We start from the raw sequence: 12,747 nt of genomic DNA on the forward strand, positions 1-12,747 counted from the left end.
AACGGCCAATTTCAAGCCACACTGACGACTTCGGCCGGCGAGGCGGGTGCGACCACAGTCAGTGGGGTGCGGACATAACGCATCCACGTCAGGGTCAGCGCGGCCACATAGAACGTGACGAAGACCCAGAACGCCGCGGTGGCCGAACCGCTGGACAGGTAGGACTGACGCAGCGCCAGGTTGATGCCGACTCCCCCGAGCGCGCCGATGGCACCCGCGAAACCGATGACGGCGCCGGACATCCCGCGGGACCAGTTCTGCCGGTCGGTCTCGCTGCCCACCACAGAGTGGCTGCGGGCCTCGAAGATCGACGGGATCATCTTGTACACCGAGCCGTTGCCGATTCCCGACAGGATGAACAGCGCGACGAAGCCGACGATGAAGCACGTCAGGGTGGCCGCATCGACGGCACCGCCGGTGTGGTCGTGGTAGGTCGACGCCGAGATCAGCAGCGCGCCGAAGATGATCATGCCGGTGAAGGCCGCCATGGTCACTCGGGCACCGCCGATGCGGTCGGCGAGCTTGCCGCCGTAGACGCGAGCCACCGAACCGAGCAGCGGACCCACGAACGCGATCTGGGCCGCGTGTAGTGCCGCCTGCGCAGCAGACTGGCCGCCGGCGACGAAGTTGATCTGCATGATCTGGCTGAAGGCGAACGAGAAGCCGATGAACGAGCCAAAGGTCCCGATATACAGGAACGCGACGCTCCAAGTGTCGGGCACGGCCAGAATGGCGCGCATTGCGCCGGCGTCGATTCGATGCTGCGCGAGGTTGTTCATGAACAACGCGGCACCCACCGCCGCGACGGCGAGCAGGACGAGGTAGATCGCGCACACCCAGTAGGGCGCCCGGTTGCCCGCGACGGCGATCACCAGCAGGCCCACCACCTGAATGGCGGGCACGCCGAGATTGCCTCCGCCGGCGTTGATTCCGAGCGCCCAGCCTTTCAGCCGCTGCGGGTAGAACGCATTGATGTTGGTCATCGACGACGCGAAGTTTCCGCCACCGAGGCCGGCGAGCGCCGCACACAACAGGTACGGCCACAACGGCAGCCCGGGGTGCGCCAGCAGCCACATGCTGCCCAACGTCGGAATGAAGAGGACGAGCGCCGAGAAGACGGTCCAGTTGCGGCCACCGAAGGTCGCGGTCGCCATGGTGTACGGAATGCGCAGACAGCCGCCGACGAGTGTCGCGGTGGCGGCCAGCAGGAATTTGTCACCCGCGGTGAAGCCGTACACCGACTGCGGCATGAAGAGCACCATGACCGACCACATGGTCCAGACCGAGAGTCCGATGTGCTCCGCGATCACCGACCACAGCAAGTTCCGCCGAGCGACGTTCTTGTTGCCGGCTTCCCACGCGACGATGTCTTCCGGGTCCCAGTCGGTGATGGTTCGCGATCGAAACATGCTGCAAATCTAGAAATTTCATGTTTCCCCGAGGCTCCGAGCGATGACCCGATCGTGAAGATTCACTCACCTGCCACGCGGCCGCACTGTGAAGAGACCCGGCTCACACCCAGCGACTGCGCGGCGGCGGCGCCTGTGGCGTCACCCAGGCCTTGGCGTACCGACTGTTGCTCGCGCGCTGTGGATCCCGGCTGCGGTAGACCACATACGGCCGCACCAGGTAGCCGATCGGGGCGCTGAACATGTGCACAAGCCGGGTGTACGGCCAGATGCCGAACAACGTCAGGACGATGAGCACGTGCACCTGGAACGACAGGGGCGCCGTCGACATCAACTCCGGCGTCGGGTGCAGAGTGAAAAGGCTCCGCAACCAAGGGGATACCGTCTCCCGATAGTTGTACGCCGATACCGCATTGCCCAGGGTGTTCACCATGCCGGTCAGCAGGGCGCCGACCAGCAGCAGGTACATGAGCTTGTCGCTGATGGTGGTCGCGGCGCGTACCGCGGGCACCGTGGTACGGCGGTACAGCAGGATGGCGGCGCCGGCGATCACCGCGAACCCGGCCGGTGCGCCCATGCCGATCGCGATCAGGTGGTAGGTGTGTTCGGAAATGCCGATCGCCGAGGTCCACGATTCCGGGATCAGCAGGCCGACAACGTGCCCGCCCAGCACACCGAGAATCCCGAAGTGGAACAGCGGGCTACCCAGCCGTAGCAAGCGACTTTCGTAGATCTGTGACGACCTTGTGGTCCAACCGAATTGGTCGGTCCGGTAGCGCCAGATGTGGCCCAGCACGAACGACGTGAACGCGATGTACGGCAGCGTCATCCACAAGAGGTTGGTCACTGGAGTCTTCTCCTCTTCGTGCAAGCGCTCATCGACGGCCACCAGTCATGGCCGGATCCATCATCATCGGATCCATGCCGAACGGGTCCAGGCCGACGTCTTCCTCGGGCGGGCCGTCGGCGGCGAGTTCGGTGATGCGCCGGCGGTCTGCGGTGTTGATCGGCGGCAGCGTCGCCAGAACCGCGGCAAGCAGGCTGGCGTACGGAGAATTGCTGTCCTGCAACGAGAGCCGCAATAGTTCGAGAACCGGGACATGCTCGGCCAGCAGGCGCTCGCCGCGGGCCTGGTCGACGGTGGCGGCGAACTCGAGAACCAGCGGCAGGTAGTCGGGCAACTCTTCGTCGCCGATGGTGATATCCGCCTGCCGGTACGCGTGCTTGAACCGCAGCAGTGCCATCCCCCGCTTGCGGGTGTCCCCGTAGGCGTAATAGGTCAAATGCAGGCTGGCCCGCCGGCGCATGTCGAAGGTCTCGACGTAGCGGGTGGCGCGCTCGGTCGCGTCAGTTTCGCGGAAGTACCGCAGGAAGTCGGTCACCTGCGTGCGGATGGGCTCGATCAATTCCTCTGCCGCAGCAGCCAATTCATCGACAATCGCGCAGGTTTGGGCGGTCGGATAGTCGAGGAGCAGCGCGGTCACACGCCACGTCAGGCGCTGCTGATGATCGGTCAGATCCGGACCGGTGGCCGTGCGACGGCCCAGGGACAGCAGCTTCATCGGGTCGGAACCAGTCCGTCGGGGCTGCGGCCGTCCCAGTTCAGCAGGTTGACCCGCGTCGGATCGTCCTTCGGCACAGCGCTGTTGGTGTCGACGAGGTGGAACTTGTCGGCCATCGCGTCGAAGGCCGTCATACCCGGACCACCGTCGCCGTCGAGGCTGCAGCCGGTCGCGATCGCGTCGAGCCTATGCGCGTCGGAACCCGCACCACTCGGAATGACATACCGGTCCTGGTATTTGGCGATGGCCAGCAGCCGGTACATCGACTCGATCTCCTCACCGGTGAGCCGGACCGACTCGGGGATGGTCTCGTCGAACTCCTCACCGAGGTTGGCCGACCGCATGTAGGCACGCATGGCGGCCAGCCGCTGCAGGGACGCCCGGACGGGCCCGACCTCCCCCGCGGTGAACAGCTCGGCGAGGTACTCGATCGGGATCCGCAGGGTGTCGATGGCGCCGAACAGATTGTTCTTGTTCTCGCCGTCGTGGCCGGTTTCCTTGAGGATGTCGACCACCGGAGACAGCGGCGGGACGTACCAGACCATCGGCATGGTGCGGTACTCCGGGTGCAGCGGCAGCGCCACCTGATAGTCGACGATCAGCCGGTACACCGGCGAATTCTGCGCGGCCTCAATCCATTCGGGCGAGATGCCGGCGCGCTCGGCTTCGGCGACCACCCGCGGGTCGTGCGGGTTGAGGAACACCCCGAGCTGCGACGGGTAGAGGTCCTTATCCTCGGTGACCGAGGCCGCCTCCAGCACCTTGTCGGCGTCGTACAGCATGACGCCGATGTACCGCAGCCGGCCGACACACGTCTCCGAGCAGACCGTCGGGATGCCCACCTCGACACGCGGGTAGCAGAACGTGCACTTCTCGGCCTTGCCGGTCTTGTGGTTGAAGTAGATCTTCTTGTACGGGCAGCCGGTTACACATTGGCGCCAGCCGCGACACTTGTCCTGGTCCACCAGGACGATGCCGTCCTCGGCGCGCTTGTAAATGGCACCGGACGGACACGCCGCGGCACACGCCGGGTTCAGACAGTGCTCGCAGATCCGCGGCAGGTAGAACATGAAGGTCTGCTCGAATTCCAGCTTGACCTTGTTCGAGACCTCTTCGACCTTGGCCAGCAGCGGATCCCGGCCCACCTGCTCAGGTCCACCGCCGAGATCGTCGTCCCAGTTGGCGCCCCAGGTGACCTTGGTGTCCTGGCCGGTGATCAGCGACTTGGGCCGCGCCACGGGTGTGGTGTCCATCAGCGGCGAGGACAGCAGGTTCTCGTAGTCGTAGGTCCACGGGTCGTAGTAGTCGCTGACCGTCGGCAGATCCGGGTTGGCGAAGATGTTCAGCAACCGCTTGAACCGAGAGCCCGATTTCAGCGTGAGCTTGCCGCGCTTGTTGAGCGTCCACCCGCCCTTCCAGCGTTCCTGGTCCTGGTACTGCCGCGGATACCCCTGTCCGGGACGGGTTTCCACGTTGTTGAACCAGACGTACTCGACACCGCTGCGGTTGGTCCACGCCTGCTTACAGGTCACGCTGCAGGTATGGCAGCCGATGCACTTGTCGAGGTTCATCACCATCGCAAGTTGGGCCATGACTCTCATTGGTCCACTCCGCAAGCTTCGTATCCGGTCATGTCAGTACTCGACTTCCTGCGAACGACGACGGATCGTCGTCACCTCGTCGCGCTGGTTTCCGGTGGGGCCGTGGTAATTCAGCGCAAAGGACTGCTGGGCGTAGCCGCCGATCAAGTGGGTGGGCTTGATCATGATGCGGGTCAGGGCGTTGTGGATTCCGCCACGCTTACCGGTCTTCTCGGTACGCGGTACGTCGACGGCCTTGTCCTGGGCGTGGTACATGAAGACCAGACCTTCGGGCATGCGGTGACTGACGATCGCGCGGGCATTCACCACACCGTTGCGGTTGGTGCACTCGATCCAGTCGTTGTCCTTCACCCCGATCTTGGCGGCGTCGACGTCGGACATCCAGATCGCCTGTCCGCCACGGGAAAGCGTCAGCATGTACAGGTTGTCCTGGTAGGCCGAGTGGATGGACCACTTGGAGTGCGGTGTCAGGTACCGGACCGTGATGGAACGACCCGCGGCATCGCCCGCCGTGCTGCCTACCGAAGGCTCGTCGAACAGTGCCGTCATGTCCAGCGGCGGACGGAATGTCGGCAGCTGCTCACCCATCTCGTCCATCCAGTCGTGGTCGAGATAGAAGTGCTGACGGCCCGTCAGGGTGTGCCACGGCTTGAGCCGCTCGGTGTTGATGGTGAACGGCGAGTAGCGGCGACCACCGGTCTCCGACCCCGACCACTCCGGCGAGGTGTTGACCGGCATCGGTCGGGACTGAGTGTCCGCGAAGGTGATTCGCTTACCTTCGTTCTCGGCCGCCAGGTCCACCAGTTCGGTCCCGGTGCGGCGCTGCAGAGCCTCGAAGCCTTCCACCGCCAGGCGCCCGTTGGTCGTTCCAGAAAGAGCCAGGATCGCTTCGGCCGCATGCGTGTCCTTGGCCAGCGACGGCCGTCCCGCGGCGACGCCCCGGTCGGAGACACCGTTGACGCCGCGCAGATACTCCACCTCGTCGTCGGGATGGGTGGTGACGCCCTTGACCGTCAGGCCGAGGGTTTCCACCAGCGGGCCGAGCGCGGCCATCTTGTCGGCCAGGGCCGGATAGTCGCGTTCCACCGTCACCAGACGCGGCATCGTCTTGCCCGGGATCGGTTCGCATTCACCGGCTTTCCAGTCCAGCACCTTGCCGCCGGGCTGGGCGGTGGCGTCGGAGCTGTCGTGCTGCAACGGCATCGCGACGATGTCCTTGCGCTTGCCGAGGTGCTTCTCCGCGAGCCAGGAGAACCCGCGTGCGATCCGGTGGAAGGCGTCGAAGTCGGTCTTGGTCTCCCAGGGCGGCGAGATCGCCGGGGAGAACGCGTGCACGAACGGATGCATGTCGGTGCTGGACAGGTCGTGCTTCTCGTACCACGTCGCGGCCGGGAGCACGATGTCCGAGTACAGCGTCGTGCTCGTGTTGCGGAAGTCCAAGGACAGCAACAGATCCAGCTTGCCTGCCGGCGCCTGGTCACGCCAGCGCACGTCCTGCGGGTGCACCCCGTCCTCGTCACTGGCCGCCACGTTGTTGTCGGCGCCCAGCAGGTGCTTGAGGAAGTACTCGTTGCCTTTCGCCGACGAGCCCAGCAGGTTGGACCGCCACACCGTCAGGCAGCGTGGGAAGTTCTCCGGTGCGTCCGGGTCCTCGCAGGCGAACTGCAGGTGCCCGGACTTCAGGCCGTCGAGCACATGCTGCGCGGCATCCTTGCCCTGCCGCTCGGCCTCGTCCGCCAGATCCAGCGGGTTGCGGTTGAACGTCGGGTAACTCGGCATCCAGCCCAGTCGGCTCGCGAGGGCGATGTTGTCGGCCGCGGTCCGGCCGGCCAGCGTGCCCGTGGCGAGCGGCGAGGTCATCGGTTCAGTGGTGAACCGGTCGTAGCGCCACTGGTCGGTGGCCAGGTACCAGAACACGGTGCCCTGCATCTGGCGCGGCGCACGCTGCCAGTCCAGACCGAATGCGAGTGTGCCCCAGCCTGTTACCGGGCGGCACTTCTCCTGGCCGACGTAATGCGCCCAGCCGCCGCCGTTGACGCCCTGGCAGCCGGTGAGGATGACCAGCGACAAGAACGACCGGTAGATCTGATCGGAATGGAACCAGTGGTTGGTGCCGGCGCCCATCAGGATCATCGAGCGACCCTTGGAACGTTCTGCGTTGTCGGCGAATTCGCGGGCGATGCGCTCCGCGGCCTGCGCCGGCACTCCGGTGATGGCCTCCTGCCAGGCCGGGGTGTACGGCTCGGCGGCGTCGTCGTAGCCCGTCGGCCAGGTACCCGGCAGCCCGTCGCGGGCCACGCCGTACTGCGCCAGCATGAGGTCGAATACCGTCGTCACGCGTTGTCCGGCAACGATTCTGGTTGGCACGCCGCGTTCGAGGACGCCAGGCTGGTCGGTGTCGAACCGGGGTAGTGCAACGGTGGCGACGTCGTTGTCTCCACCGTGCAGCGTGAGGAGGGGATCCACCCCCTGCAGGTCCAGGTTCCATTTCCCTTCACCGGACGCGGTGAAGCGATGGCCGAGCGACCCATTGGGCACCACGGGGGTGCCATCGGCGTCGAGAAGGACCGGCTTGGACTCAGCAGCTTCGGTGTCGGCGTACTCGCCACCGAGATCCGCTGCGGTGAGGAACTTTCCGGGCACCAACCGGCCGTCGCGCTCGGTCAACGAGACCAGGAACGGCAGATCGGTGTACTTCTTGACGTAGCCGGTGAAGTACGGGGTGTTCCTCTCGACGAAGAACTCCTTGAGGATGACGTGGCCCATCGACATCGCCAGAGCGGCGTCGGTACCCGGATGGGCCGGCAGCCATTCGTCGGCGAACTTGGTGTTGTCGGCGTAATCCGGGGACACCACAACGACTTTCTGTCCGCGGTAGCGGGCTTCGGTCATGTAGTGCGCATCGGGGGTACGGGTCACCGGGACGTTAGAGCCCCACATGATGAGGTAGCCGGCGTCGAACCAGTCGGCGGATTCGGGAACGTCGGTCTGATCGCCGAACACCTGCGGCGACGCCACGGGCAGATCGGCGTACCAGTCGTAGAACGACAGCATCGATCCGCCCATGAGCGAAATGAACCGTGCCCCAACGGCATGGCTCACCATCGACATGGCGGGAATCGGCGAGAAGCCGGCGACGCGGTCCGGGCCGTAGGTCTTGACGGTGTAGACGTGGGCCGCCGCGGCGATCTCGGCGGCTTCCCACCATTCGGCGCGGACGAAGCCACCGCGGCCGCGGGCCGACTTGTAGGCCTTGGCCTTCTCGGGATCCTCGACGACGTCGGCCCATGCCAGTACCGGGTCCTGCAGCCGTTCCTTGGCTTCGCGGTAGTAGTCGAGCAGCAGTCCGCGGACGTACGGATACCGCACGCGCGCAGGCGAATACGTGTACCAGGAGAACGACGCGCCACGGGGGCAGCCGCGCGGCTCGTACTCGGGCTTGTCGGCACCGATCGACGGGTAGTCGGTCTGTTGCGACTCCCAGGTGATCACGCCGTCCTTGACGTAGATCTTCCACGAGCACGATCCCGTGCAGTTGACGCCGTGCGTCGAGCGCACCACCTTGTCGTGCGCCCAGCGGTCGCGATAGAAGTCGTCGGCCGACCGCCCACCAACCTTGTGGATGGTGCGCTGGTCATCGGAGATTTCACCGCGGTGAAAGTACTTGGACAATCGCAGCAGCGCATCGCCTGGCTTCGCCGCAGGCGATGATCCGGCTACCGCCTGGCTTCCTGGCAACTCGGCCACAAAGTGCTCCTTTCGAGCCGTTGAGACAGAGGTTAGGACCGGTCGGACCGCCGTCAAAAGAACGCACGAGCCCTTTTCAGGGCCTGTGCGACCGCGTTAACAGGGCTGTCATGTCATGAAATAAACGCGATTTCGGCATCGCGGTTCCTACCTGCGGCGATCGGTTGATCAGGGCAAACGCGAAGCAGCAGGGTGCGTCGCCCGTCACATTGCTCCGGGGCTGCGATCCGGAATTCTTATCAGCGCGGTAACAAACCGCGGCCGGTGCCCGGAACGACGGATTCCCCTCCGCTGACAGACCACTGGCACTGTCACCGATGTCCTGATACATCACAGATGCGCGGCGGATTCACCCTTGCAGTTCGAACGTTTGTTCGATACGATTGGGTATGGGAACCACGCCGGATCTCCAACCTCTTCTCGACCACCTTCGTGACGTGGTCGTCCCCGAGAACATTGCGGGCGAGGACGCCGCCAACGTCATGCGGGTGCTGCAGCTGATCCGCGGCGTGGTCGATCACCTGGCAGCGACGGTGGCTGGGGTGCTGGATCGCTGCGGTGTGGCGGCGGCGCAGGGGCGCACGCTGCGGGAGCTGTTGATGTCGCTGGGCTGTGCGCCCGCGGTGGCTGACCGGCTGGTGCGGGTCGGTGCCGCCCTGCCGTTATTGCCGACGCTGGCGGCCCATACCGCCGATGGGGTGGTCTCCGGTGAGCATGTCGACGCGATCGTGAAGGGCATCAACCACATTCAGGCGCGTGCACCAGGTCCGGTGGATGAGGCGGCCCGGTTCGCGCAGGTGACGGATTTGTTGGGGCAGTTCTTTTCGGGGGCTACTCCGGCCGCGATCGGGGACCGGGCCCGCCGGCTGGGGAACCGGGTCGCCGCGGCCGAGGGCGGGTTGCCGGCGGCGGAGGACCGCTCGATCAACACCCTCGATCACCGCGTCACCAGTGACGGACGCCTGCAGGTGCGGGCCGATCTGGATGCCGAAGTCGGTGCCAAGTTGGTGGCCGCGGTCGAAGAGCTGTCGGCGCCGCGACCCGAACCGGATGGCACCCCCGACACCAGGTCGGCTTCCCGGCGGCGGGCCGATGCCCTGGAAGCGGTGCTGGATATCGCCGCCCGGGGTGGGGACGTCGCGTCGGCGCCGCGGACGCAATTGCTCCTGACCGTGCCGGCTGATACCCCCGACCTCGCTCAGTTGGAGTTCATGGGGTCGATCAGCACCATGACCCTGGAGCGGTTGACCTGCGACACCGCGGTCACCACCGTGATCGTCGACGGCGAACAGGTACCCCTCGATATGGGCCGAGAGAAACGCCTGTTCCCGGCGCATCTGCGTAAAGCCCTGTACCTGAGGGATCAGTGCTGCATCAAATGCGGCGCACCACCCGGACGCACCCACGCCCACCACATCGTGCACTGGACCCACCACGGCGAAACATCACTGGGCAACGGATGCCTACTGTGCCCGGCCTGCCACGCCAACGTCCACCACGACGGCTGGGACGTCGTCATGGGCCTGGACAAACACCCCTGGCTCATCCCACCGCCCACGGTCGACCCACGCCGCAGACCCATCCCCGCCTACAACCGCCGCACCATGCGACTCGACGCAGCCGCGTAACCACCGCAGACAAGTGCCCAAACCTGCTGTGCACCTTGATAACTCAATAGCGTACCCGGCCTCCATGTTCGCGCGGCGGGTGGAATTCGCATCCGCCGCGCGAACATCAGGCCCCGCAAAATCGGCAGGGACCTAAGGCATTCCGATGAAATCCACACCCGTGGTGATCGCCGGACGATGCCGCAGAATCCGGTAGTGCGCCAGCCGGCCCAGACCCTTCGTGGTCTCGAGTCGCGCATCGGGCCAGGCCTCGGCGATCTCGATGCTGGCCGAGTACGGGCTGTCCGGGTCGTCGGGGTCATGGATGAGCAGCAGTGGCCGGTCGCCGGCGTGCGCCGCCGACGCGGTGATGTCGGTGTCCAGCAGCGGCATCCCGATCCGTTTGTCCAGCCGCCGGTGCAGCCGGTCGCGGATCCGTCGGCCGAAGTTGTGACGTTCGGCGAAAGCGTCGAGGTACCACGTGAAGTCGCCCATCGGTGCGAGGAACACCAAACGTCCGGCGTGCGCACCCCGCGCGGCTGCCAGCGCGGCCGCCTTTGCACCCAGCGAATGACCGATGACGGCATGCGCCGGTCCGTGCTGAGCGATGACGGCGCGCACCGCTTCGGCGCACTCGACGATGGTGGTGCGGCCCGGCGCCAGTGCCCCAGGCTCCGAGTCGTGGTGGCTGGGGAGGTCGAAAGCAATCACCCGATAGCCCGCCGCGACAAGAGGTTTGACGAAAACCGCCATGTGCGCCCGGCATCCGCCCCAACCGTGTACCAGGTACACCAGCGGACCCGACCCCCACGACTGCCCGGCGATGAGGTGGCCGTCCCACGCCGCTTCCAGCGGCGTGCTGTCCGGCAGACCGGGCGGCATCTTGGTGCTCAGGTCGACATCCGGCACCGTGCACCACAATTCGGTGGCCCAGCGGGCGCCGATCGCCGGCGCGAACCGCTCGAGCCACCAGAAGGCCCGGCGTGTTCCGGCCGGGACCGGCGGGAGCACACCGGCATCGGTGTCGGGCGCCGCTTCCCCGTTTCGGGCCTGACCGGCACGCGGTTCCGTCAATGCCATGCGTCAACCACCTTGGTATGAAGAGTGTCATCCTGCGACGACCGTCGCTGACGATCGGGCACTACCCACAACGGCCTCGCCGCAAACCTCGGCCACCGGACGCAAATGTCCCCCAAACACTGTGTGTCGGGGGACATTTGCGGCGACTCGCGAGAGATCAGAGTGGCGTCAGACCGTGCTTGCGCGCGATGCGATCGTGCTTCTGCTTGTCACGCAACAACTTCAGCGACTTGCGCAGCAGCAGGCGGGATTCGTGCGGCTGGATCACCGCGTCGATGTAGCCGCGCTCCGCCGCGGTCCACGGGATCGCCATGTTGGCGTTGTAGCCCTCGATGAAGTCGGCCTTGATCTTCTGCACCTCGGGCGCCGTCGGATCAGGGAAGCGCTTCACCAGCAGCTGTGCCGCGCCCTGGGCACCGATCACCGCGATACGCGCCGTGGGCCAGGCGAAGTTCAGGTCAGCCGAGAGCTGCTTGGAGCCCATGACGGCGTAGCCACCGCCGTAGGCCTTCCGGATCACGAACGTCACCTTCGGCACGTCAGCCTCCACGATGGCGTTGAAGAAGCGGCCACCGCGCTTGATGATGCCGCCCGTCTCCTCGGCGACACCGGGCAGCGCGCCGGGGGTGTCGACCACGAAAACCAAAGGCAGGTTGAAGGAGTCGCAGAACCGGATGAACCCGGCGGCCTTGTCCGAGGCTTCGTTGCCGATGGCACCCGCCATGAACAGCGGCTGGTTGGCGATGACGCCGACCGGCCGGCCGTCCACCCGTGCGAACGCGGTGATCATCTCCGGAGCGCGCTGCTCGGCGATCTCGAAGATGTCGCCGTCGTCGAACATGCGAAGCAGGATGTCGTGCATGTCGTAGCCGGCGTTGTCGGCGTCCGGCACGATCTTGTCCAGCTCGAAGTCGCTCGGGGTCAGCTCGGGCTCCAGGCCCGGGTTCACGATCGGCGGATCGTCCCACGTGTTGGCGGGCAGGAAGCTCAGGTAGTCACGGACGTACTGGAAGGCGGCCGCTTCGTCCTCGACGACCTTGTGGATGTTGCCGCGCTGCGCCTGGACGTCCGCACCACCGAGCTCGTCGAACGTCACGTCCTCACCGGTGACGTCCTTGATGACGTCCGGGCCGGTGATGAACATGTAGCCCTGGTCGCGCACGGCCACCAGCAGGTCGGTCTGGATCGGCGAGTACACCGCGCCGCCGGCGCACTTGCCCAGGATGATCGAGATCTCCGGCACCGTACCGCGCAGCATCTCGTGCCGGCGGCCCAGCTCGGCGTACCACGCCAGCGAGGTCACGGCGTCCTGGATGCGAGCGCCCGCAGAGTCGTTGATGCCGATGATCGGGCAGCCGACCATGGCCACCCACTCCATGAGCTTGGCGACCTTGCGGCCGAACATCTCGCCGACCGAACCCTGGAACACCGTCTGGTCATGGCTGAACACCGCGACAGGACGGCCGTCGATGGTGGCGTGTCCGGTCACCACACCGTCGCCGTACAGCGCATTCGGATCACCGGGCGTCTTGGCCAGCGCACCGATCTCGAAGAAGCTGCCCGGGTCGACGAGCGCGTGGATGCGGGCGCGGGCCGAAGGAATGCCCTTCTTGTCGCGACGCGCCTTGGCCTTCTCGTCACCGGGATCGGCTGCCCGCTCAAGCTTTTCGCGAAGCTCGGCCAGTTTCTCGGCCGTCGTCGCAGGGCTGCGCGGTTCGGTAACTTCAGTCACGGTTCTCCT

The 12,747-nt window shown here is 65.9% G+C and carries 8 protein-coding genes; 1 reads left to right on the top strand and 7 read right to left on the bottom strand.

All coding sequences use genetic code 11. From position 1 onward, the window contains the following. Window positions 1–11: 11 nt before the first annotated feature. The 5 genes from ACWW1C_RS27725 to ACWW1C_RS27745 form a co-directional block, all read right to left on the bottom strand. On the bottom strand, window positions 12–1,409 hold the full coding sequence (locus ACWW1C_RS27725) for a nitrate/nitrite transporter (RefSeq protein ID WP_455981237.1): 1,398 nt from the start codon (window positions 1,407–1,409) through the stop codon (window positions 12–14). A gap of 103 nt (window positions 1,410–1,512) precedes the next feature. After that, window positions 1,513–2,256, bottom strand: coding sequence for a respiratory nitrate reductase subunit gamma (gene narI / locus ACWW1C_RS27730; protein ID WP_455981238.1), 744 nt, complete (start codon window positions 2,254–2,256; stop codon window positions 1,513–1,515). 28 nt (window positions 2,257–2,284) lie between these two features. Further along, complete coding sequence (narJ, locus tag ACWW1C_RS27735) at window positions 2,285–2,971, bottom strand: nitrate reductase molybdenum cofactor assembly chaperone (RefSeq protein WP_455981239.1); 687 nt, start codon at window positions 2,969–2,971, stop codon at window positions 2,285–2,287. After that, window positions 2,968–4,563 carry a nitrate reductase subunit beta gene (gene narH / locus ACWW1C_RS27740; RefSeq protein ID WP_455981240.1) on the bottom strand — a complete coding sequence of 532 codons (1,596 nt, stop codon included), beginning with the start codon at window positions 4,561–4,563 and terminating at the stop codon, window positions 2,968–2,970. Before narH ends, narJ begins: the two co-directional genes overlap by 4 nt. A gap of 42 nt (window positions 4,564–4,605) precedes the next feature. After that, on the bottom strand, window positions 4,606–8,310 hold the full coding sequence (locus ACWW1C_RS27745) for a nitrate reductase subunit alpha (RefSeq protein ID WP_455984468.1): 3,705 nt from the start codon (window positions 8,308–8,310) through the stop codon (window positions 4,606–4,608). A gap of 398 nt (window positions 8,311–8,708) precedes the next feature. On the opposite strand from ACWW1C_RS27745, the gene ACWW1C_RS27750 reads away from it, so the two are divergent. Next, on the top strand, window positions 8,709–9,947 hold the full coding sequence (locus ACWW1C_RS27750) for a DUF222 domain-containing protein (RefSeq protein ID WP_455981241.1): 1,239 nt from the start codon (window positions 8,709–8,711) through the stop codon (window positions 9,945–9,947). Window positions 9,948–10,079: 132 nt separating this feature from the next. On the opposite strand, the gene ACWW1C_RS27755 is transcribed toward ACWW1C_RS27750, so the two are convergent. Both ACWW1C_RS27755 and ACWW1C_RS27760 read right to left on the bottom strand, forming a co-directional pair. Next, on the bottom strand, window positions 10,080–11,006 hold the full coding sequence (locus ACWW1C_RS27755; RefSeq protein WP_455981242.1) for an alpha/beta fold hydrolase: 927 nt from the start codon (window positions 11,004–11,006) through the stop codon (window positions 10,080–10,082). Window positions 11,007–11,163: 157 nt separating this feature from the next. Then, complete coding sequence (locus tag ACWW1C_RS27760; RefSeq protein WP_455981243.1) at window positions 11,164–12,738, bottom strand: acyl-CoA carboxylase subunit beta; 1,575 nt, start codon at window positions 12,736–12,738, stop codon at window positions 11,164–11,166. Between the last annotated feature and the right edge of the window lie 9 nt (window positions 12,739–12,747).

The sequence above is a fragment of the Mycobacterium sp. HM-7 genome, assembly GCF_053852335.1.

What these genes read in the sequence shown, in the direction of transcription:
- ACWW1C_RS27725 (WP_455981237.1), bottom strand. Translation starts at nt 1,409, where the DNA reads ATGTTTCGATCGCGAACCATCACCGACTGGGACCCGGAAGACATCGTC.
- ACWW1C_RS27755 (WP_455981242.1), bottom strand. Translation starts at nt 11,006, where the DNA reads ATGGCATTGACGGAACCGCGTGCCGGTCAGGCCCGAAACGGGGAAGCG.
- ACWW1C_RS27750 (WP_455981241.1), top strand. Translation starts at nt 8,709, where the DNA reads ATGGGAACCACGCCGGATCTCCAACCTCTTCTCGACCACCTTCGTGAC.
- narH (WP_455981240.1), bottom strand. Translation starts at nt 4,563, where the DNA reads ATGGCCCAACTTGCGATGGTGATGAACCTCGACAAGTGCATCGGCTGC.
- narJ (WP_455981239.1), bottom strand. Translation starts at nt 2,971, where the DNA reads ATGAAGCTGCTGTCCCTGGGCCGTCGCACGGCCACCGGTCCGGATCTG.